Annotated in this window: 19 protein-coding genes; 13 read left to right on the forward strand and 6 right to left on the reverse strand. The window is 65.6% G+C overall.

Translation table 11 applies throughout. The features are described 5' to 3' along the window. Positions 1–18 precede the first annotated feature (18 nt). From VME63_RS15060 to VME63_RS15070, 3 genes are read left to right on the forward strand one after another with little or no spacing between them, the layout of a single operon-like run. Positions 19–1530: a B12-binding domain-containing radical SAM protein gene (locus VME63_RS15060; RefSeq protein ID WP_325434167.1), complete on the forward strand. Its 1512-nt coding sequence runs from the start codon at positions 19–21 to the stop codon at positions 1528–1530. Continuing rightward, positions 1527–2654, forward strand: coding sequence for a glycosyltransferase family 4 protein (locus VME63_RS15065; protein ID WP_325434168.1), 1128 nt, complete (start codon positions 1527–1529; stop codon positions 2652–2654). The genes VME63_RS15060 and VME63_RS15065 overlap by 4 nt, the downstream gene beginning before the upstream one ends. Next, positions 2651–3781, forward strand: a complete 1131-nt coding sequence (locus tag VME63_RS15070; protein WP_325434169.1) for a glycosyltransferase family 4 protein — start codon at positions 2651–2653, stop codon at positions 3779–3781. Before VME63_RS15065 ends, VME63_RS15070 begins: the two co-directional genes overlap by 4 nt. On the opposite strand, the gene VME63_RS15075 is transcribed toward VME63_RS15070, so the two are convergent. Next, entirely contained in the window at positions 3778–5001 is a 1224-nt protein-coding gene (locus VME63_RS15075) for a nucleotidyltransferase family protein (RefSeq protein ID WP_325434170.1), read from the reverse strand. The two genes, VME63_RS15070 and VME63_RS15075, sit on opposite strands and share 4 nt — an antisense overlap. After that, positions 4976–6493 (reverse strand): radical SAM protein, encoded by a 1518-nt coding sequence (locus VME63_RS15080; protein WP_325434171.1) that lies wholly within the window; start codon positions 6491–6493, stop codon positions 4976–4978. Before VME63_RS15080 ends, VME63_RS15075 begins: the two co-directional genes overlap by 26 nt. A gap of 231 nt (positions 6494–6724) precedes the next feature. Here VME63_RS15080 and VME63_RS15085 point away from each other — a divergent pair, with 231 nt between their 5' ends. Together VME63_RS15085 and VME63_RS15090 are read left to right on the forward strand one after the other, a co-directional pair. Beyond that, a complete protein-coding gene (locus tag VME63_RS15085; RefSeq protein ID WP_414648275.1) occupies positions 6725–7762 on the forward strand; it encodes a serine kinase in 1038 nt (345 codons plus the stop codon). Positions 7763–7902: 140 nt separating this feature from the next. Continuing rightward, a complete protein-coding gene (locus VME63_RS15090) occupies positions 7903–9588 on the forward strand; it encodes an ABC transporter ATP-binding protein (RefSeq protein WP_325434172.1) in 1686 nt (561 codons plus the stop codon). A 1-nt stretch (position 9589) separates the two neighbouring features. Here VME63_RS15090 and VME63_RS15095 read toward each other — a convergent pair whose 3' ends face one another. Then, positions 9590–10222 carry a CGNR zinc finger domain-containing protein gene (locus VME63_RS15095; RefSeq protein WP_325434173.1) on the reverse strand — a complete coding sequence of 211 codons (633 nt, stop codon included), beginning with the start codon at positions 10220–10222 and terminating at the stop codon, positions 9590–9592. 156 nt (positions 10223–10378) lie between these two features. Here VME63_RS15095 and VME63_RS15100 point away from each other — a divergent pair, with 156 nt between their 5' ends. The 7 genes from VME63_RS15100 (at position 10379) to VME63_RS15130 (ending at position 17609) form a co-directional block, all read left to right on the forward strand. Further along, positions 10379–11071: an alpha/beta hydrolase gene (locus VME63_RS15100; protein ID WP_325434174.1), complete on the forward strand. Its 693-nt coding sequence runs from the start codon at positions 10379–10381 to the stop codon at positions 11069–11071. A gap of 88 nt (positions 11072–11159) precedes the next feature. Further along, positions 11160–12014 carry an alpha/beta hydrolase gene (locus VME63_RS15105; protein ID WP_325434175.1) on the forward strand — a complete coding sequence of 285 codons (855 nt, stop codon included), beginning with the start codon at positions 11160–11162 and terminating at the stop codon, positions 12012–12014. Between the two features lie 33 nt (positions 12015–12047). Next, a complete protein-coding gene (locus tag VME63_RS15110) occupies positions 12048–12818 on the forward strand; it encodes an SDR family oxidoreductase (RefSeq protein ID WP_325434176.1) in 771 nt (256 codons plus the stop codon). Positions 12819–12925: 107 nt separating this feature from the next. Beyond that, positions 12926–13369, forward strand: coding sequence for a MarR family transcriptional regulator (locus VME63_RS15115; protein ID WP_325434177.1), 444 nt, complete (start codon positions 12926–12928; stop codon positions 13367–13369). Positions 13370–13415: 46 nt separating this feature from the next. Then, entirely contained in the window at positions 13416–13751 is a 336-nt protein-coding gene (locus VME63_RS15120) for a hypothetical protein (RefSeq protein ID WP_325434178.1), read from the forward strand. Then, positions 13748–15187, forward strand: a complete 1440-nt coding sequence (locus tag VME63_RS15125; protein WP_325434179.1) for a DHA2 family efflux MFS transporter permease subunit — start codon at positions 13748–13750, stop codon at positions 15185–15187. Before VME63_RS15120 ends, VME63_RS15125 begins: the two co-directional genes overlap by 4 nt. A gap of 181 nt (positions 15188–15368) precedes the next feature. Further along, entirely contained in the window at positions 15369–17609 is a 2241-nt protein-coding gene (locus VME63_RS15130) for a penicillin acylase family protein (RefSeq protein WP_325434180.1), read from the forward strand. Positions 17610–17879: 270 nt separating this feature from the next. On the opposite strand, the gene VME63_RS15135 is transcribed toward VME63_RS15130, so the two are convergent. The 3 genes from VME63_RS15135 to VME63_RS15145 are packed head-to-tail and all read right to left on the reverse strand — an operon-like array spanning position 17880 to position 20200. Further along, complete coding sequence (locus tag VME63_RS15135) at positions 17880–18800, reverse strand: alpha/beta hydrolase (RefSeq protein WP_325434181.1); 921 nt, start codon at positions 18798–18800, stop codon at positions 17880–17882. Beyond that, on the reverse strand, positions 18800–19615 hold the full coding sequence (locus VME63_RS15140) for a sterol desaturase family protein (protein WP_325434182.1): 816 nt from the start codon (positions 19613–19615) through the stop codon (positions 18800–18802). The genes VME63_RS15135 and VME63_RS15140 overlap by 1 nt, the downstream gene beginning before the upstream one ends. An 18-nt stretch (positions 19616–19633) precedes the next feature. Further along, on the reverse strand, positions 19634–20200 hold the full coding sequence (locus tag VME63_RS15145) for a hypothetical protein (protein ID WP_325434183.1): 567 nt from the start codon (positions 20198–20200) through the stop codon (positions 19634–19636). A 206-nt stretch (positions 20201–20406) separates the two neighbouring features. On the opposite strand from VME63_RS15145, the gene ompR reads away from it, so the two are divergent. Then, positions 20407–21122: two-component system response regulator OmpR (gene ompR, locus VME63_RS15150; protein WP_325434184.1), on the forward strand; the 716-nt coding region annotated here is incomplete at its 3' end.

Here is a 21122-nt window from a genome sequence, read left to right on the forward strand (position 1 = left end):
CTACGCCGATACGCATCCATGACGCGCCCGCATACGCTGCTGATCAACCCTACCATCACCTCGCGATCCAGCGCGCGCTTCCCGCTGTCGCTGTTGCATCTGGCGGCCGCACTGGACAAGAGCGGCAGCTGCCGGATCATCGATGGCAACGTCGATCGCGACGTGGTCGGCGACACCTTGCGCGCGTTGAGCGAGCGCCCCTTCGATGCGGTGGGCATCAGCGTGATGGGCGGTCCGCAGATGGCGCCGTCGATCGCGGTATCGAAGGCGGTGCGCGAGCATTTTCCCGGTATGCCGATTGTGTGGGGCGGTTATTTTCCTACCCTCTACACCGACACGGCGATGGGCGCGCCCTACGTCGATTACGCCATCCGCGGCCAGGGCGAGGAAAGTTTTCCGGAACTGATGACGGCGCTGGCCAGCGGCAACGCACCGGCGCTGGCCAGGATCGGCGGCCTGTCACACAAGGTCGATGGCCGGATCGTGCACAACCCGGGCCGCGGTTTCTCGCTCGCCGATCCGGGCGCGGTGCTGCCCTACGACAAGCTTGGCGATCCCCGCCGCTATCTGGCGCGCACGTTCCTGGGTCGCCGCACCGCCGCGCATCAGGCCTCGGTGGGCTGCCGTTTTCGCTGCACGTTCTGCGGCGTGGCGGCGATGTTCGGCGGTGCCACCGCAGTGCCGGCCACCACCCGGCTGGAGCGCGAACTGAGTTATCTCAAATACGAGCTTGGCGCCGATTCGATCCAATATTTCGACCACAACTTCTTCGACCGCGAGGAAGACATGGTGCCGCTGCTGGAAATCATGGCCAGGCTCGAACTGCCGTGGTGGTGCTACGCGCGTTCGGACGCCTTGCTGAAGCTGTCGGAAAGTTCGTGGAAACTGGTACGCCAAAGCCGCCTGCGCATGGCCTACATCGGTGCCGAATCGTCCAGCGGGCAGATGCTCAAGGACATTCGCAAAGGCACGCGCCCGGACCAAACGCTTGAGGTGGCCGAGCTGTGCCGGCGCAACGGGGTGATCCCCGAATTGTCGTTCATGGTCGGGCCGCCGGAGAACACCGAGGAAGAAACCGAGCTTACGTTCGAGTTCATTCGCGAGCTAAAGCGGATCAATCCGCAATCGGAAATCATTGTCTACGTCTACACGCCTCTGCCCGAAAGCAGCCGTCACGAAAAGGACCGCGGCAAGCGGCCATCCGCGCCGCTGCGCGATGTGCATGGCGAGCCGGTGATGTTTCCCACCACGCCGGAGGAATGGACGCAGCAACGCTGGGTCGATTACGCCTGCCATGCCGACGCGCCGTGGCTCACCGACAAGATGCGCCGGCGCATCCGCGACTTCGTGACGGTGTTGCGCTGCCGCTATCCCACCGCGCAGGATCTGCGCTCGCCGCGCTGGGCCAAGCGCACGCTCAGCGTGGCCGCGTCGTGGCGCTACACCTCTCGCCGCTACAACCGGCCGTGGGAACTGGAGCTGGCCAATCGCCTGGTCAAGCTGCGCATGCCGCAGGTGTCGGGGCTTTGAGCGTGCACGTGGCGCAGATCAATTTCGTACCGACGGCGCAAGGCCTCGCGGCAAGCGAGGTGTTCAGGCAATGGCCCTCGCTGGTGGACGTGGCCGAAGCGGCGGCGAGCGCCGGCACGCGCGTGTCCGTGATCCAGGCGGCCGCGCAGCCGCTGCACGTGATGCATAACGGTATCGGCTACCACTTCAGCGATATCGGCGGCGCCGGCACGGCGGCCGGCCGCGGCCGTCGTTTCGCCAGCCTGCTCGAGGACATCAAGGCGGATGTGCTGCACGTGCATGGGCTGGATTTCGCCCGCGACGCGTTCGCCATCGCGCAATGCCTGCCCAATCTCCCGATTGTGTTCCAGGACCACGCCAACCGCCCGCCGCCGTGGTGGCGGCGGCCGCAGTGGCGGCGCTGGTACAAGGCCGCATCCGGCGTGGCGTTCACCGCGCCGGAACTGGCACGGCCGTTCACCGACGCGGGCCTGCTCGATCCGCGCGCGCAGGTATTTGCCATTCCCGAATCCAGCTGCCGTTTCACGCGTGGCAGCCGTGCACGCGCGCGCGCGGAAACCGGGCTGTATGGCGATCCGTGCATCTTGTGGATCGGCCATCTGAATGCCGGCAAGGACCCGCTGACCGTGCTCGACGGCGTCGCGCTGGCCGCGGCGAAACTGCCGGGGCTGAAGCTGTGGTGCGTATTCGGCGATGCGCCGCTGCTACCTGCGGTGCAGCGTCGTATCGAGCGTGACCGGCAGTTGTCCGGCCGCGTGCATTTGCTGGGCAAGGTGGCGCATCGGCGCATCGAATGGCTGCTGCGCGCGGCGGATATGTTCGTGTCCGGCAGCCGTCGCGAAAGCTGCGGCTACGCGCTGCTGGAAGCGATGGCGTGTGGTGTCACGCCGGTGGTCACGGATATTCCCTCGTTCCGTGCGCTGACCGGCGAGGTCGGCCACTTGTGGCCGTGCGGCGACGCATCGCGATTGGCCGATGCATTGATCGATGCGGCGAGCACTCGCCGGTCGCCCGAACGGGTGCGTGCGCATTTCGATGGCACGCTTTCGTTCGAAGCGGTAGGGCGGCAATGGGCCGATGCCTATGTGCAAGTGCTCGATGGCCGGCGCAGGCGCGCACGATGAAATTGGCCATGGTGGTGCCCGGCGGCGTGGATCGCAGCGGCCAACGGCGGGTGATTCCCGCACTGCTGGCGCTGATCGAGCGGTTGGCGCGCGTGCACGATCTGCACGTATTCGTGCTGCGGCAGGAGGCTGCGCCGGGAAGCTGGTCACTGGCCGGCGCCACCATTCACAACATCGGCGACGGCTGGACGCGCCTGCGCGCCCTCCAAACCATCCGCGCCGAGCACCGCCGGGCGCCGTTCGATCTGGTGCATGCCTTTTTTTCAGGATCCTGCGGCTTGCTTGCCATGGCGATGGCCAAGTGGCTGCGCTTGCCGGCTACGGTGCACATCGCAGGCGGCGAGCTGGTCGCGCTGCACGACATCGGTTACGGCGGACGGCGAAGGTGGGCAGGACGCCTGCGCGAGGCGCTGGTGCTGCGCGCCGCCGACGCGGTGACCGCGGCAAGCGCGCCGATCATCGAGTCGCTGCGCGCGCTCGGCGTGCAGGCGCAGCGCGTACCACTGGGCGTGGATTTGCAACAGTGGCCGCCGATCGCTCCGCGTGGCCGCAACGGCGCGCAGGCGCGGCTGATCCACGTCGCCAGTCTCAATCGCGTCAAGGACCAGCCGACCCTGCTGCGTGCCCTCGCGCTGCTGATGCAGGCGGGGGTGAATTTCCACATGGACATGGTCGGCGTGGATACGCTGGGGGGCGACATGCAGCGACTGGCCGGTGAACTTGGATTGCAAGGCCATGTCCGCTTCCTCGGCTTCAAGACGCAACGCGAACTGCGGCCGCTCATGGCGGCGGCGGATCTGCTGGTGATGTCCTCGCAGCACGAAGCCGGCCCGCTGGTGTTGCTGGAAGCGGCGGTGATGGGCGTGCCGGCGGTCGGCACCGCGGTGGGACATTTCGCCGAATGGTCGCCGCGCGCCGCCTGCGCGGTGCCGGTGGGCGACTGGCGCGGCCTGGCCGAGGCGATCAAGTACGTGTTGGACCGCGACGAGCTGCGTCTGCATCTGGCATGTGAGGCGCAGCGCCGGGCCATCGCCGAAGATGCCGACTACACCGCCGGCGTGTTCGAGGCGCTTTATCGCCAGTTGGTCGCGGCGGGCGAGGCGGGTGGTCTGCGCGCCGTGCGCTAGATCGCGAGCGCGGGCGACTCCAGCGCCGCGCGTACCACGTACAAGGTGTCCATGCGCGGCACCGGCCGGGTCAGCCAGGTCAGCATGCGGCGGCCATGATGCAAAGTCACCCAGCTTTGTCCCTGAAGCCAAACTTGCGTGCGCACCATATCGGCGCGTTCCTTCACCGCCTCCTCGGTCGGCCTGATGCGGTGGCCGATGCAGCGCGCCGCTTCGCCGAGTGAACGCGACCATTCGATGCCCGGCAGCGCATGCAGCCACAGCGCCGAGCAGGATACCTGCGTCAGGGTCTGGCGCCGCGAAACGGCGCGCAACACGACGTTGCTGTCGCGCTCCAGGCGCCGCAGCACCGAGGCGGGAATCGCCTCGCGGTAGTAACGCGCGACCAGCCGCACCGGCGGTAGCGCCCACCACGGCGCCTGGGTGGCGTGCTCGTCCCACAGTGCTTCCCAGTCGCTTGCGGCCATGCGCCTGGCCAGCATGGCAATGTCGTGCAGGTGGATCAGGCGCAGGCTGCGGCCGCAGATGTTGCCCGCCGCGTGCAGCAGCAGATGGCACATCAGCGCACCGGGCGAAGGATAAGTGTTCAAACCCGGATGCGCTTTGCGTGGATAGATCCGGCTGGTGATGTCGATGGTGCGAACCGGCAGGCGCTCGTGGATGTGCGTGTGCAGTTCGATATTCACCGGCGTATCCCGATGCTCGCCCAGGCCCGCGAACGCCTCGCCGTCGGCCGGCTTGAATGTGCGGTGCTTCCATTGCGCAAACGATTCGACGTAACCCAGTTCTTCCAGCAACGCGGTAGCGCGTGCGGTATCGGCCTCGCGCACCAGCAGATCGATGTCGGCCATCGGGCGATCGCCGGGTGCATACAGGCCGATGGCGTGCAGCGCCGAACCCTTCAAGGGCACGATACTCAAGCCCGTGCTGCGCGCCTGCGCATCGATGCGCGCCAGCAGCGCGGCGATGCGTTGCTGGCGTTGTGCGACGTGCTCGCGCTGCGCGGCGAGAAATGCGTGCCAGCCTGCTTTCTGCCAGCCGCAGCGCCGGGAAAGCAACGGCGAGATGCCGTGCGCTACCGCCGCCGCCGAGGCGAGCTGCCATTCGAGCTTGTTCCACGACGGCGTCGGCGTGTCCGGCCGCGCCAGCGCCAGTTCGGCCGCCAGCGCCTCGGTGGTGCGGCGCAGGCCGGCCTTAACGGTTTTGAGCGGTGGCAACATGGCGCAACGGCCGGCTATGGCTGGAGGTGGTGGCCGGCGGCGCTGCCGCATGTTCGGTGCGATGCTGGTATTCGGTGGCCAGCAAAGCGTTCCAGCGCGCATCCAGCTCTGCCTCTGCCATCGCCTGCTCGCCGGATGGGCAGGTTGCGTCGCGTCGTGCCTGCTGGATCGTGATCTGCTCATGCATCAGGTCGCGCACGCTGCGATAGAAATGGGAGTCGTAGGCGCCGCGAAACATCATGGCGAGATCATCGCTATCCTGCCAATGGGTTTTTTCGCCCAATTGCGCTTTCACCTGCTCGTAGAACTTGGTGCCCGGCAGCGGATAGGACACGCTTACGCCGATGTCGTCCGGCGCGGCGGTGGCGATCAATTCGCGCGTGGCCAGCAGGTCCTGAAGCTGCTCGCCCAGGTAACCGAGCTGGATGAAGAAACCTACGCGGATGCCATGCCGCCCCAGCCGTTCGCGCGCGGCGATCAGCTCGGCGACTTTGGTGCCCTTGGTCATCGCATCCAGCACCCGCTGGCTGCCGCTTTCCGCGCCGATCCACGCCTCGGCGCAACCGGCCTGCTTCAGCGCGGCGGCCATGCGCTCGCTGATCAGGTCGGCGCGAGTCTGGATGATGAACGGCACCGAGCCGTCGGCGGCGAGCAGATGCTGGGCGAACTCCACCACCCAATCGACGTGAAAGCCGAAGATGTCGTCGGCCATCCAGATATGGTCGGGCCCGAATGCGCGCTTCAGATATGTCATCTCTGCCGCCATGTCCCGCGCGCTGCGCTGCTTGTAGTGATTGCCCCAGATCGGCTTGGCGCACCAGTTGCAGCGGAACGGGCAGCCGCGCGACGCGGCCATGTTGAGGCTGAAATAACCGTGGTGCGCGAGCCACATCGCGCGGTAGCGCTCCACCTCGACCAGGTCCCAGGCGGGCCGGATCGCCAGGCGCGGATCGGGCGGCTGCACGCCGATGCGTGTTACTTGCGTTTGTTCGCTTACCAGCGTGGCGACACCGGGGATGTTGGCCGTCCAATGTTCCGCATCGATGCGGGGGTTCTGTTCGAGCCGCGCGATCAGTTCGACCAGAGCCGCTATGCCTTCGCCGATCAGCACCGCATGCGCGCCGGCGGCGAGGAAGGCGTCGGGCTGGTCGGATGCGTCGGAGCCGGCAACGATCACGCGCGCGCCGGCTGCGCGTGCCTGGCCAATCATCTGGCAAGCCGCCTCGCGCATGCGCGCAAGACACATTTTGGTCAGGAAGTTGAAGTTGTCTTCATAGATGACCACCACGTCCGGCTGCGTGTGCCGCAGGGCGCCGCCGTAGTCTTCGACGCCGTCGGCGAGCATCGCATCGAACAGCGTGATCTGGTGGCCGCTATCGCGCAACAACGCGGCGACGTGCAAGGTGGCGAGCGGAGGATACGGTTTGCCGCGCTCCCACTGCTTGCGGTCGTACGTAAGAAAGTAGGAGTGGCCGACCTGGATCTTGAGCATGGGGAAGGAACCTTGATCTTGCCGCGGGATCCGCTGCCCTGGCGCGGGGTTCGGGCGCCAGCGTTCGCGCTGTTTGCCGTGAGTGCCGGCGGGCGCGCCGGCGGTTGCCTGGCACGGTGAAATGGCCCATGGCGCAACCTTCGCGACGGCAAAGCGCACTTATCTGCACATCGACCCGGATGGATCCGCTGCCGCACGGCACAGGGCCGGACTCGAATCGGCAGACACCTGATGGCCTTCAACTCCAGCCCTTTGAATTTCGGCCCGCCCATGCGCGACCTTCACGCCGATCCGTTCGGCGAGCGGCTGCGCCTGCCGTTCTGCACGCGCAAGCACATTCTTGGCGGACGTTTCTTGTTCGAGAGCGACAGCGTTGCGCTGCTGCATGTGGTCGAACAAGCGTACGGCAAGCTGCCGGCACACCAACTACCGGGACCGGCGCAGGCGTTTCGCATCGAACTGCGGCTGGCGACGCGCGATGTTGCAAGCGCGAGCGAGCCGCCGCCGGTGCAGGCACACTCTGGCGGCGGCGTGTTGTGCGGCATCATGGATGCGAGCAACTACACCGTCTTGATGCCCGAACAGCGCAGGGCGCTGGTGGTGGCATCGCAGGACATGCTGCGGCGTCCTTATCACCTGCGCTACGAACTGATCGAGTTCGCGGTGTTTACACTGGCTTCGCGCGGGTTGGGCCTGGTGCCGCTGCATGGGGCGTGCGTGGGGCGCAACGGGCGCGGTGTGTTGCTGCTTGGCGCGAGCGGGGCGGGCAAGTCCACACTTGCCTTGCACAGCCTGTTGCACGGCCTGGATTTCCTGGCCGAAGACGCCGTATTCGTGCAGCCCGATAGCCTGCGCGCGACGGGCGCGGCCAACTATCTGCATCTGCAGGCCGACGCGTTGCGTTGGGTACAAGACTTGCGCATGCGTCAGTGGATCAGTGAATCGCCGGTGATCCGGCGCCGCAGCGGAGTGGAGAAATTCGAGGTGGATTTGCGGCTTGGGCATGGACACCTGACCGGCGCTCCACCTGAAATCGTGGCTGCGGTATTCGTCGGCAATCAGCCGACCGGCGATGCAAGTGCGCTCTTGCAGCGCATGCCCGAACACGATGTCGCCGCACGGCTGGCGCACGATCAACCCTACGGCGCCATGCAGCCCGGTTGGGCACAGTTGGAAGCCGCATTGCGGCGCGTGGGCGTGTATCAGTTATGCCGCGGCACGCATCCGCGCGCATCGGTCCAGGCGCTGCAGCAACTGCTCGGCGACTAGGCGGCGATGCACGCAACCTGCCGCCGCCCTCGCCGTACCTACAGACGTGGCGGCGTGCCATGCGGCAGGAGAGAGGTTCTGAGTTCGCACAAGGTTGTACCGCCCTCACGGCCGCTCCGGCCGGGCGGCCGCGAGGGCGTATGAGCACGGCGGGCACGCCGGCGGGTGTTCTGCGTTCTTTCGTGCCGACGCTCAAAAGCGTGGGCGCCCTGGGCATCGCCGCGTACGTGCTGCTGTCGCTGAGTTCGGCGCTGGCGGGCAGTCTTGCGGCGCTGTTGTTGCTACCGCTGGTGCAGCCCGGCCACGCGTTGCCCGTGGGCGGCGGTGTGCTGGACATGCGCGGCGGCACCGACGTGCACGCGGCGATCTTTGCCGGCGCCAGCGTCGTTTTCGCGCTGTTGCGCTGGCAGGCGGCACGGCAGGGCGCGCGGCTGGCCGGACGCTACGGCATGCAATTGCGGCAGGGCGTGCATGCACGTTTGATCGACGCGCCGTTGGCTGCGCTAGCCGACGCTACGTCGGCCGAAATCGCCAACGTGCTGACCTACAACATCGAAATCATCACCCAGGGTTTCAACGCGCTGCTGCAGTTGCTGGTAGCGGGCGTGACCGCCACCGTCAGCGTCGGCTTCGCGTTATGGGTGTCGCCCCCGCTGGTATTGGCCGCACCCGTGCTGGCCGGGCTGGGCCTGATCGCCTCGCGTATCGGCGGCCGCGAGCAGGCGCAGGTGAGTCGGCAATACATTGCCGATCTCACGCGCCTGTTCTGGCTTAGCGAGGATTTTCCGCGCCGCCTGCGCCACGTGCGCTCGTTCGAGAAAGAACAGGCGGAAAAACAGCGCCACGGCGACATTGCCGAACGTCTGCGCGGCGGCTACCAGCGGCAGCTGCACCTGATTGCCTCGGGCCGGTTGATGCTGGAGCTGCTGGCGACACTGGGGATTGCCGCGATGTTCGCGCTGGCCTATCGCCTGCGCGGCATCGACCAGGCTTCGCTGATCGCCGTGTGCCTGTTGCTGGGGCGCCTGCTGCCTTACCTGGTATCCACGCGGCAAAGCTTCCAGCAGCTGCGCGCGGCGGTGCCGGCGTTCGAATTGTGGCAGCGCTACATGCAACGCCATCGGCCGCCATCGGCGAAGGCCAGCCCGCATGGCGTTGCCGCCGGGGACGCGCTGCACATCGAGCGCGTGCGGCTGATGCCGCCGCTGGATCGGCTCCAGGTCGATGACATGGTACTCACGCCCGGCACGCTGACCTTGATTTGCGGCGACTCGGGCATCGGCAAGAGCAGTTTGGTCGATGTGCTGGCGGGGATGGCCGCGCCGCTGGAATTTTCCGCGCGCATCGCCGGGCGTTTCATCGACTTCGATGCCTATGGCGAAGTGGTGCGCCGCGGCGCCTACGTTAGCCAGAGCGTGCGGCCATGGCAGCGTTCCATCCGCGAATGCCTGCTATGGGCGGCCCCCGACGCGGGTGAGGAAGCGCTGCTCAGTGCGCTGGACGATGTCGGTCTGGCACGGCGGCTGGTTGAAACCGGGCGCGACCTGGATTCGGCCATCGACAGTGCGTCGAGCAAGCTTTCCGGCGGTGAATTGCAGCGCTTGCTGTTGGCCCAGGTGATCCTGCGCCGGCCGCGCGTGGCCTTGTTGGACGAGGCCACCAGTGCCCTCGACGTCGCGTCGGAAATCTGCGTGCTGTCGATGTTGCGGCAACGCCTGCCGCAAACGATCCTGATCGTGGTGTCGCATCGCGCCGAGGTGATGGCGGTGGCCGATCAATGCATCGCCATCGGCCGGGACCACGACCGCGTGGCAGGCGCGGCGTGAATCAGGCGGCGTGATGCGCGGGTTTGGTGCGCTGACGGTGCGCGGCCTGCTTGGCGCGGTTGCCGCAGAGCGACATGCTGCACCACTTGCGCGCGTGTCCGCGCGTGTGATCGGCAAATAGCATCGTACAGGCCGGGCCTTCGCACGCCTTGACGAACGAAAAGTCTTCCTCGCACACCAGTTGCGCCAGCGATTGGGCGATCGGCAGCAGCAAGCTTTCGGGCGAACTCCAGCGGCGCGAACGGGCCAGCTGCAGCGGCGATGACGCGTCGCTTTCACGCGCCACGATTTCATTATAGCCCTCCTCGCGCTTGAGCAACTGATTGAGCGGTTCGAGCGTGGACAGATCCGCCACCTTCAGCGGATGTCCTTTGCGCTCGCGCACGAAGCCGCCGAACCACTCGCGCAGTCCGCGCGCCTGATCGGCGAGGCGGTCGATCTCGCCCGGTATCGCGCGCGCCCGGATCGACGCGATCGCATCGTCCGGCACCAGCCGTGCCTGGCGCAGCCAATCGAGCAAGCCATCGCCGTCTTCGAGCCAGTCGACGCGGGTGTCCGCCAGGGTGGCGATGGAATTGAGGAAGTCCAGTCCGAGCGAGTCGGCCAGGAAAAGGGCGGGCATGGGCTGGGTCATGGGATAGTCTCCTGAGGGCAAAAATAACCTTCTTGAACGCTCTTGACAAGTTACTTATTACGGAATAACCTCTCCATCGACATTAAGGCGGTTACGAGGAATTCAACCCTCGGATCGCCAAACTTTCAGGTCCAAATCGCGTGGGAGAGGATGAAAATGAACACAAACACTGCAACGGTCGTATTGGTCCATGCCGCCTGGGCGGATGAGACGAGCTGGGACAAGGTGGTCGGTCTGCTTCAGGAAAAGGGCATCAAAGCGGTTACTCCCCGTTTGCCGCTTTCTTCCCTGGCCGCCGATACCGCCGCGCTGGACCAGGCGCTGGCAAAGCTCCAGGGCCCGGTCGTGCTGGTGGGCCACGCCTACTCCGGCGCGGTGATCGGCGCGAGCAGGCATTCCAACGTGAAGGCGCTGGTCTACGTGGCGGGGCTGGCGCCGGACCAGGGCGAGACGGTGGCCGAGGTGTTCAACCGCTTCGGGCACGACGACAAGACGCCGCAACTGGCGCCCGACGAGAACGGCTGGATCTGGCTGCCCGAGGAAGCCTTTGCCAGTGCGTTCGCGCAGCAGGCCTCACCGGCGCAGCAGCAGGCGCTGGCCGCCGCGCAACTGCCGATTTCGCCTCACTGCATCATCGTTCCGGTCGATGAGCCGCTGTGGAAGCACGTGCCGGCCTGGTACCTGGTGGCCGAGCAGGATCACATGATCCCGGAGCAGACGCAGCGCTTCATCGCCGAGCGCATGCACGCGCGCATCCGCGCTTATCCGGTCGATCACGTGCCCAGCGTCACCGCGCCCGAGCAAGTCGGGGCGTTGATTCTTGAGGCCGTCCAGCACGTTGGGGCGTAAGCGCGCCTTTCCCTTCCCGCAACACCTTGCTTACGCGGCGCTAACCGCAAGCCACCCTAAATCCTGTCATTTCCCTGGAGAATCTGTCATGAGCGCTATCCGTTTCCGCCACGCCGACGTCGATGGCTACAAAGTCTTCTATCGTGAAGCCGGGACGCCCGGTAAGCCGAAGCTGCTGTTGCTGCACGGCTATCCCAGTTCCAGCCACATGTTTCGCGACCTGATTCCGCAGTTGTCCGACCGCTTCCACATCGTGGCGCCGGACCTGCCGGGGTTTGGCCTCTCGGACATGCCCGCGCGCGACAGCTTCACCTACAGCTTCGACAACATTGCCAACGTGATCGATCGCTTCACCGACGCGGTGGGTTTTGATCGCTATATCGTTTACGTGTTCGACTACGGCGCGCCGACCGGTTTCCGTCTTGCTGTGAAGCATCCCGAACGCATCGCCGGTATTATTTCGCAGAACGGCAATGCCTATGTGGAAGGCTTGAGCGATGGCTGGAATCCGATCCGCGCGTATTGGGAAACGCCGTCGCCGGAAAACCGCCAGGCGCTGCGCGCCTTGCTTGCGCCGGAAACTACGCGCTGGCAGTACGTCCACGGCGTGGCGGACGAATCGTTGATTTCGCCCGATGGCATCGCGTTGGACAACTACTATCTGGCGCGCCAGGGCGCGGACGACATCCAGTTGGACCTGTTCCTGGATTACCGCAACAACGTGGCGCTTTATCCCACGTTCCAGGCGTATTTCCGCAAGCATCAGCCGAAGTTCCTGGCCGTGTGGGGCAAGAACGATCCGTTCTTCCTGCCGCCGGGCGCCGAAGCGTTCAAGCGCGACATTCCCTCGGCGCAGGTGCGCTTCTTCGACACCGGCCACTTCGCGCTGGAAACGCATGCCAAAGAGATCGCGCAGGCCATCGTCGATACCTTCGCGGCTTGATGGCGACCATCACAACCGGATCGGGAGAAACGCATGTCCAACTCAACGGCGATAGTCACCGGTGCGAGCCAGGGAATCGGCCGCGCCACGGCGGTGCGGCTGGCGAAGGATTTCGCCTCGCTGGTGCTGGTGGCGAGGCATCGCGACCGGTTGCTGGAAACGGCCGAAGCGGTCCAGGCCCAGGGCGCGAAGGCGCTGGTGCTGGATCTGGATCTGTCGGACAAGGCGGCGGCGAAAGCCGTCGTCGCGCAGACCCTGTCGGCGTTCGGCCGTATCGACGCACTGCTCAATATCGCCGGCGCGGTGCCGCAGATCGATCTGTTCGAGATGACCGACGAGCAATGGGATGAAGGCATGGCGCTGAAGCTGCATGGCGCGCGGCGCCTGACCATCGAGGCGTGGAATGCGTTGAAGCAAAGCGGCGGCTCGGTGGTGTTCACCTCCGGCAATTCGGCGATTTTCCCCAAGGCGCCGTATGCCGCGGTGGGCACCATCAATGCCGCGATCGCCGCGCTTTCCAAAGCGTTCTCCGACCGCGGCATCGCCGATGGCGTGCAGGTCAACAGCGTATTGCCGGGCCCGGTGATGACCGGCCGACGTCGCTCGTACCTGGAGCACTGGGCGCCGCTGCACAACATGAGCGTGGCCGAAGCCACCGAGCATTTTCCGCGCGAAGCCGGCATCGCGCGCTACGGCAAGCCGGAAGAAATCGCCGAGCTGATGGCTTTTCTCGTCTCGCCCGGCGCGCGTTGGATGACCGGCTCGATGCTGCGCATGGATGGCGGCGAGGTGAAATCGGTCTAGGCGAACGCAGGCGCACCGGTCCGCAGGGAAGGCCGCCGGCCGACGTTGGGGCGGGCATATCATCAGTTTAACTTGCAAGTTAAACTTTCAAGTTATAGATTGGCCCCATGGTCAAACCTCCCCGCCCCGATGCCGCCCTGGAAGCCGCCGTCGCCGAACTTACGGCGTCGGTGGGCCAGTTGCTGCGTCGCCTGCGTTCGCAGGCCAATCCGAATGACCTCAATCTGTCGCAGCTGAGCGCGTTGGCGCGGCTGGATCAGCATGGCGCCATGACCACCGCCGATCTCGCCCGTGCCGATGCGATGAAGCCGCAATCGATGGGTGCCATTCTCGCCAGCCTGGAGCAGGAAGGGCTGGTAAAGCGCCAGCCGCATCCGACCGATGGCCGGCAGATTCTTTTTGCGTTGACCGATGAAGGCGCCCACATGCGGCGCCAGCGTGGGATCGCCAAGCGCCAGTGGCTACTCGCGGCGATGGCGAAGCTCGAACCCGCCGAACTGAAGACACTGATCGACGCCATCCCGCTGATTAAACGCCTGGGCGAGCCGTAACGGCGCGCCCGTCCCTGCCGCACGCCAGTCGAACGAGGATGCCATCATGGTGAACGGGCTTCACGAGCTGTCTTATTTCTTCGGCGGCGCCGTCCTGGCCAACGCCATTCCACACTTCGTGGCCGGTGCGATGGGACGTCCGTTCCAATCGCCGTTCGCCAGTCCTCCCGGGGAAGGTTTGTCCTCATCCACGGTCAACGTGCTGTGGAGCTTCGTCAATTTCGTCATCGCTTACTTGCTGATTTTGTGCGTCGGACAGTTCGACTTGCGCGATGCGCCGTCGATCCTCGCGCTGGGTCTGGGCGCGTTGGCGATGAGCTTGTTCCTGGCCAGGCGGTTCGGCCGCTTCAACGGCGGCAACCTGCAGGCCGGGCATTCGTGAATGCCAAGACCGCCACCGGAGCACGTCCCGCGTCGGATCGGCTGGATCCCTCGATCTGGAAAATCACGGCGGTGGTGATCCTGGGCTCGTTCCTCGCGCAATTGGACGCGACGGTCGCCAATGTCTCGCTTTCCAGCCTCGCCATCGATTTGCATACCGGCCTGTCGACCATCCAGTGGGTCACCAGCGGCTACCTGCTCGCCTTGACGCTGGCGCTGCCAATGAGCGGCTGGCTGGTCGATCGCATTGGCGCGAAAGCGGTGTATTTGTGGTGTTTCGCGGCGTTTACGCTGTGCTCGGCCTTGTGCGGGCTGGCGTGGTCGGCGCCGTCGCTGATCGGTTTTCGCGTCCTGCAGGGCATCAGCGGCGGACTGCTTGCGCCGATGGCGCAGATGATGATGGCGCGTGCGGCCGGACGGCATATGGCGCGCGTGATCGGCTATGCCGCGGTGCCGGTGCTGATCGCGCCGATTCTTGGGCCGGTGATCGCCGGCCTGATCCTGCAGCATGCATCGTGGCGCTGGTTGTTCCTGCTGAATTTCCCGGTCGGCGTACTGGCCTTGGCGCTCGCGGCGATCTTTCTGCCGCAGGATCGCGAGCAGGCCCGGCGGCGCGAGCTGGATTGGGTCGGTCTAGCCCTGCTGTCACCGGGGCTGGCGATTTTTCTCTACGCCACCGATCGCATCGGCGCGAGCGCAGGGCAGTTTGCGATGCTCGTGGCGTGCTTGCTGCTGGGTCTTTTCCTTTGGACGGCGCAGCGCAAGGGTGACCGGGCGCTGGTCGATCTGAGGCTGTTCAAGAACGGCGTTTTCCCGGTGTCTGCCGTGACACAGTTTCTCTCCAACGGGGCGATGTTCGCCGGGCAGATGCTGGTGCCGATCTACCTGATCCGCGCATGCGGGCGGTCGCCCGGCGAGATGGGCTGGATGCTGCTGCCGCTGGGCCTGGGCATGATCTGCACCTATCCGATGATGGGTGCGCTGACCGGTCGGCTGGGCATTCGCAACGTGGCGACCGCCGGCGCGCTGTTGGCGTTGCTGGGCACCTTGCCGTTTCTGTATCTGGCCAACCACACGCTCAATCCGGTGGTGCTGGCGATAGCGTTGTTCGTTCGTGGCGTGGGGCAGAGCGCGGTGGGCATTCCGTCCATCTCGGCCGCCTATGCATCGGTCAAACGCAGCGAGCTGCCGATGGCGACGACCTCGCTCAATATCGCGCAGCGCCTGGGCGGCCCCACCTTCACCACCCTGTGCGCCATGCTGCTGGGCTGGCGCCTCGCCGCGCAGCCATCGCATGCATCGCCGTTGAGTGCCTATGCGTGGGCGTTTCTTTTGCTCTGCGCCTTGCATGCGGGCGCGGCCCTGGCAGCATGGCGATTGCCGCGTTCGATGAGCGAGGTGCTGGAAACGCGCGCTCCGGAAACGGGCGCAGCCTGAAGCAGATGCCTGCCCGTGTAAAGCTGCCGGCCGCGCTTGTGTCCATGCAAGTGCAGCGGATGATCCGGTGCGATTTACCCAGTGCCGTGTCGCCGCGTTCCCATAGGACGAATGTCAGCTGACATCCACGGGTTATCTTCGCTAGCATCGTCCGCTTACGGGGTCCGACGGGTGCCAGGTCATGCGATATGCCGCGAACGGCAAGTGCTTTGTTCTTGGCGGGACATGGAGTACCCGCTGCATCGCTGGCGGCACGCTTGGCGCCGCGCTGCTGTTGACGCTCGGCTTGATCGCACCCGCATGGGCGGACACTGGCGAAGCGGCCCGCTGGCAGCGCCAAGCGCAGGACGTCACCATTACGCGCGACGACTGGGGCATCGCCCACGTGCACGGCAAGACCGATGCGGATGCCGTGTTCGGCATGGCCTACGCGCAGGCGGAAGACGACTTCAACCGCGTCGAGACCAACTACCTCAACGCCATGGGGCGACTGGCCGAAGCGGAAGGCGAATCGGCGATCTGGCGCGACCTGCGCATGAAGCTGTTTATCGATCCGGTCGAACTCAAGCGCCAGTACGCCGCCAGTCCACACTGGCTGCAGGCGTTGATGAATGCATGGGCCGACGGTCTGAACGATTACCTTGCCACGCACCCGAACGTGCATCCACGTGTGATCAAGCACTTCGAGCCGTGGATGGCGCTGAGTTTCAGCGAAGGCAGCATCGGCGGCGACATCGAGCGCGTGGCGCTGGGTCCGCTGCAGTCGTTCTACGGACACGACGGCGATACGGTGGCCGTGGTGAACACGCCCTCGAGCTGGGTCGAACCTTCCGGCTCCAACGGCATCGCCATCGCGCCCAAGCTCACCGCCGATGGGCATGCCTTGCTGCTGATCAATCCGCACACGTCGTTCTATTTCCGCTCGGAACTGCAGATGTCCAGCGACGCGGGCCTGGATGCGTACGGCGCGGTCACCTGGGGACAGTTTTTCATCTACCAGGGCTTCAACCCGCACATCGGCTGGATGCACACCTCCACCACGGCCGACGCGGTGGACGAGTTTGCCGAAACCATCGTGCACCAGAACGGCAAGCTGTTCTATCGCTATGGCAACGCGCTGCGGCCGGTGAGCGTGCGCCGGATCGACGTGCCTTATCGCAAGGCGGACGGCTCGATGGCCACGCGCAGCTTTACCGTCTACGCCACCCACCACGGCCCGATCGTGCGCGAGCAGGACGGCAAATGGATCGCCATCGCGTTGATGAACAAGCCAATGCAGGCGCTGGAACAAAGCTGGCTGCGTACCAAGGCCAGCGACTATGCCAGCTACATGAAAGTAGCCGCGCTGCAGGCCAACTCGTCCAACAACACGCTGTTCGCGGACGACAAGGGTGAGATTGCCTATCTGCATCCGCAATTCATTCCGCGCCGCGACAATCGTTTCGACTACACCAAGCCGGTCGATGGCAGCAATCCGGCAACCGATTGGAAAGGCCTCACGCCGCTCGACCAACTGCCGCACGTGCTTAATCCGCCGAACGGCTGGGTGATGAACACCAACGATTGGCCGTATTCGGCAGCCGGTCCCTACAGTCCCAGGCGCGAGGATTTCCCGCGCTACATGGATAGCGTGGGCGAGAATCCGCGCGGTATCCACGCCACCATGCTGCTGACCGGCCAACGCGATTTCACGCTGGCATCGCTGATCACGCTCGCTTTCGATTCCTACCTGCCCGAGTTCGCGCGGCAGATTCCGATCCTGGTGGCCGACTACGATGCCCTGCCCGCGAGCGATCCGCTCAAGCGCCAGCTAGCGGGCCAGATCGCCCTGCTTCGCCATTGGGATTATCGCTGGGGCGTTACCTCCATGCCCACCACGCTGGCGGTGTTCTGGGGCGACATCCTGTGGGACAAGATGGACAAGGCCGACTACGCCGAAGGCGTGTCGGTGTACGACCGGATGGCACAGAAGGCCGGTGCGAAAGCGCGGCTCGATGCCCTGCTGGAAGCCTCCAACCGTCTGCAGCAGGACTTCGGCAGCTGGGGCGTGCCGTGGGGCGAGGTCAACCGCTTCCAGCGGCTTAATGACGCTATTGCACCCACATTTGACGACAGCAAGCCCAGTATCCCGGTGCCATTCACTTCATCGCGCTGGGGTTCGCTGGCCTCGTTCGGCGCACATCGCTGGCCGGGCACGCGCAAGTATTACGGCAACAGCGGCAACAGCTTCGTGGCGGTGGTGGAATTTGGCGACAAAGTGCATGCGCGCGCCGTCACCGCCGGCGGCGAAAGCGGACACCCCGATTCGGCGCATTTCGACGACGAAGCCGAGCGCTACGTCACCGGCAACCTGCGCCAGGTTTATTTCTGGCCGGAGGAGCTGAAGGGGCACGTGACGCGCGTCTATCATCCCGGGCAGTGATCGGGTACGCGACGATTGGGTTTTCTGGCCATGGCCTCGAGGCTTGCCGTGATCTGCGCATAGACCGGTGAAATGCCCGGTGCCTTGCAGGCCCGGCGGGCCGGCAGCAACAGGCCGCTTTGCGCGGACTTGTGCATGGACGCTTTGCTGCTTGCGCAAGTGGGGCTTTTGCGGGCATGGCCATCCATGAATCGGTGCGCCAGCCGCAGTGCGCCCAGGGATGCGACGCAAGCGACCGGTGCGATCCGTATCCGGTTTTATCGGCCGCCTTCACTGTTCGGACAGCGCATGGGCCACTACCGGATTCAGGCTGCGCATGAACGCCTCGACGTTATCGGTGTAATCGGACGAGGTACCCAGCTGCTCGTTGATCTGCTCATGCGTGAGGTCTTCCGGCAGCATCCTGCCGGACGAGCCCAATGACTGGGCCTTGGCGACGAAGCGTTGCGCTTGCGGGCAGGAGTTCTCGCGCCTGGTGGAACACACGGCCAGGAAGGGCACGATGCGGCCGTGCATCTGCTGCATGGGCGAGGCGGCAATCCAGCCCGCTTCGTCGCTGCCGAAGGCGCGGTCGTACAACGGCAAGTGGCGCTGCTGCATGATGTTGACGACGTCGAGCGCGGCACTGTCCAGCGATACCGTGCCCAGCCATGGTTGCACGCCGCGCGCCTGCGCGATGGCGGTATCGGTGGTGATCAGCGACACCAGGTGCGCGCCGGCCGAGTGGCCCATCACGATGAATAGCGCAGGATCGCCACCCCATTGGCGTGCGTGCCGCTGCGCGAAGGCCAGCGCGCGGGCAACGTCGTCGGCCTGGGCCAGTGGCGCGGCATCGGGCAGCATGCGGTAATCGATCGATATCACGATGAATCCCTTCGGCACCCAGCGCGCGACTTTGTTTTCCACCACGCCGGGCGAGGTCTTCTTGCCGAAGGCCCAGGCGCCGCCGTGCACCATGAAGATCACCGGCGCATGGCTGGCATCGGCCGGTGCGTATACGTCCAGGCGCTGGCGTGGATCGTCGCCGTAGCTGACGTTGCTTATGACGCGCGTGCCCGCGGGCACGGAAGGTTGTTGCATCGATAGCAGGCGCGCCCGGAACAATCCCGGTTGTGCCTGCGCCATCGCGCAGTTCGATATCAGCCCGATCAGCAGGGCGCCGGCTATTACGACAGGCAGCTTATGTTTCATCAAGGTCTCCCTAGTGCCAGTTTCAGCGCGCCACGCAGGCTGGCCGTGGCGCGCATGGCGAGCAACAAACGCCGCCATTCGCCCAGCGCCACGGCCAAGGGCTGCAGCGTGCCCAGCGGATGGGCCAGGCCGTAGCGAATCGGCTCGTCGTCGCGCAGCGTGCGCAGCGTACCGAACATGCGATCAAAAATAATCAGCACGCCGCCGTAGTTGCCATCCAGGTATGCATCGTTGGAAGCATGATGCACGCGATGGTGCGCGGGCGTGTTCAGCACCCACTCCAGCGGCCCCAGCCTGCCTATGGCTTCAGTATGCAGAAAGAATTGGTAATGCAGGTCCGCCACGAGCAGCGCCAACACCATGCGCGGATCGAAACCGGCCAGCACCAGCGGCAGGTAGAACAGCCATCCGAACGAAAGCAGATGCGTCCAGCCAAGCCGTACCGCCGAAAGCAGGGTCATTTCCTCCGGCGTGTGGTGCACGGCATGGTTGGCCCACATCCAGCGCACGCGATGACTGGCGCGATGGAACCAGTAGTAGCAGAACTCCACCAGCACGAAGGCGGCCAGCCACGTCCACGCGCTATGCATGGGCCAGTGCACGGGCGCGAGCGCGGCCGCGCCGGCATAGAGCCGGCCAAGGACCAGGCCGGCCAGCGCACCGGCGAGGAGGTTGCCCACGCCGATCACCAGCGACGTCCAGGCGTTGCCGCCGTCATAGCCGACCCGCGCGATGCGCCGCCGCCAGAACCATTCCAGCAGTATGCATACCGCCATCACGCCCAGAAAGACCGGCGAGCGACCCATGTGTTCCATGACCGGCGTCCCCGTTGCTTACTGGCCGCAGGACACGGTCGCGCCGCTGGCATTGGTGCAAGAGCCGCTGTGCGTGAAGCCCTGGCCCTTGGTGTAGGTGGTCTGGCCGTCGTAGGTGACGCCGGTGGCGGCATTGGTGGCGGTGGTGTCGTGGGTGGTGGTGCCGTTGGCGGTGGTGGTGTTGGCATCGTAGGAACCGCGCGGACCGCTGGCGCTGGTCTGCGAGCTACCTGTCACCGCGCCGCTGGAACTGCGCGAATAGGCGCCGCTGCTGCTGTAGCTGCCGCCCGCCGCGGTGGTGCCGCTCAACTGGTGGCTGCTGGACGCGGAGCCGTTGGCATTGCCGGTGAAGCTGTTGTGGCCCGTATAGCTGGCGCCGTTGCTGCCCTGCACATCATGCGCGCCCTGGTGCGTCACGCTGCCGTTGCCCCACTTGGTGTAACCGCCGCCGACGGCGGTGCCGCGCGGGCCGCTGCCGGCGTGGACGTGAAAGCGGCTCTGCGCGCTGGCCGGATTGACGGCCGCAAGGACGGCCACGCAGGCCAGGGTCTGCGATGCACGGCGAAGTACCAAAGAGATGGACATGACGGGCTCCCGAAAAGGTGGTTGTAGGCCAGACGCAAGCCAGGCGGCTGCGTGGCGCCCATCTTCCACGGCGGGCCGCGCGAAGTTGTTTCCGGATCGGGCCGAATGTGAGCATGTGTTGCCGGATCGGCCGCCAGAAACATTTGCTTACAAATGCGCAAAAAGGGTGCTTGTCGGCCCCCCGGCGCTCGCGACATAGTCCGGCCATGGAAACGACCCACATCCTTGTCGTCGACGACGATCTGCGCCTGCGCGACCTGATCGAGCGCTACCTCACCCAGCAGGGCTTTCAGGCCCATGGCGCGCCGCACGCGGCCGCCATGCGTCGCGAACTGGCCGCGCACCATATCGACCTGATCGTGCTGGACCTGATGCTGCCCGACGCCGATGGCCTGCAACTGTGCCGCGAGCTGCGCGCCGAAGGGATCGACATTCCCATTATCATGCTCACCGCCAAAGGCGATGACGTGGACCGCATCGTGGGGCTGGAAATCGGCGCCGACGATTATCTTGGCAAGCCGTGCAACCCGCGCGAGCTGGTCGCGCGCATCCGCGCCGTGCTGCGCCGCCGCCCGCGCGCGCCGGTCGGCGCGCCGCAACTGGAGCAGGCGCCGATCGCCTTCGGTCGCTTCAGCTTCGATCTTTCCACCCGCCAGCTGCTGGACGAAGGCCAGCCGGTGAAACTCACCAGCGGCGAATTCGCCGTGCTGGCCGCACTGGTCACGCATCCGTTCGAAACGCTGAGCCGCGAACGCCTGATCGCCATCGCACGCGGCCGCGACCATGAAGCCTTCGACCGCAGCATCGACGTCATGGTCTCGCGCCTGCGTCGCTACATCGAGGACGACCCGCGCCAGCCGCGCTGGCTGCAGACCGTATGGGGCGAAGGCTACGTCTTCGTGCTGCAGGGGACGAACGCATG

This window comes from Dyella sp. (assembly GCF_035503745.1).
In the GTDB taxonomy this organism is placed as follows: Bacteria; Pseudomonadota; Gammaproteobacteria; order Xanthomonadales; family Rhodanobacteraceae; genus Dyella_B.

Excerpts from the sequence above, each read along its gene's own strand:
- VME63_RS15060 (WP_325434167.1), top strand. The coding sequence starts at position 19 with ATGACGCGCCCGCATACGCTGCTGATCAACCCTACCATCACCTCGCGA.
- VME63_RS15070 (WP_325434169.1), top strand. The coding sequence starts at position 2,651 with ATGAAATTGGCCATGGTGGTGCCCGGCGGCGTGGATCGCAGCGGCCAA.
- VME63_RS15075 (WP_325434170.1), bottom strand. The coding sequence starts at position 5,001 with ATGTTGCCACCGCTCAAAACCGTTAAGGCCGGCCTGCGCCGCACCACC.
- VME63_RS15080 (WP_325434171.1), bottom strand. The coding sequence starts at position 6,493 with ATGCTCAAGATCCAGGTCGGCCACTCCTACTTTCTTACGTACGACCGC.
- VME63_RS15085 (WP_414648275.1), top strand. The coding sequence starts at position 6,725 with ATGGCCTTCAACTCCAGCCCTTTGAATTTCGGCCCGCCCATGCGCGAC.
- VME63_RS15090 (WP_325434172.1), top strand. The coding sequence starts at position 7,903 with ATGAGCACGGCGGGCACGCCGGCGGGTGTTCTGCGTTCTTTCGTGCCG.
- VME63_RS15095 (WP_325434173.1), bottom strand. The coding sequence starts at position 10,222 with ATGACCCAGCCCATGCCCGCCCTTTTCCTGGCCGACTCGCTCGGACTG.
- VME63_RS15100 (WP_325434174.1), top strand. The coding sequence starts at position 10,379 with ATGAACACAAACACTGCAACGGTCGTATTGGTCCATGCCGCCTGGGCG.
- VME63_RS15105 (WP_325434175.1), top strand. The coding sequence starts at position 11,160 with ATGAGCGCTATCCGTTTCCGCCACGCCGACGTCGATGGCTACAAAGTC.
- VME63_RS15110 (WP_325434176.1), top strand. The coding sequence starts at position 12,048 with ATGTCCAACTCAACGGCGATAGTCACCGGTGCGAGCCAGGGAATCGGC.
- VME63_RS15115 (WP_325434177.1), top strand. The coding sequence starts at position 12,926 with ATGGTCAAACCTCCCCGCCCCGATGCCGCCCTGGAAGCCGCCGTCGCC.
- VME63_RS15120 (WP_325434178.1), top strand. The coding sequence starts at position 13,416 with ATGGTGAACGGGCTTCACGAGCTGTCTTATTTCTTCGGCGGCGCCGTC.
- VME63_RS15130 (WP_325434180.1), top strand. The coding sequence starts at position 15,369 with ATGCGATATGCCGCGAACGGCAAGTGCTTTGTTCTTGGCGGGACATGG.
- VME63_RS15135 (WP_325434181.1), bottom strand. The coding sequence starts at position 18,800 with ATGAAACATAAGCTGCCTGTCGTAATAGCCGGCGCCCTGCTGATCGGG.
- VME63_RS15140 (WP_325434182.1), bottom strand. The coding sequence starts at position 19,615 with ATGGAACACATGGGTCGCTCGCCGGTCTTTCTGGGCGTGATGGCGGTA.
- VME63_RS15145 (WP_325434183.1), bottom strand. The coding sequence starts at position 20,200 with ATGTCCATCTCTTTGGTACTTCGCCGTGCATCGCAGACCCTGGCCTGC.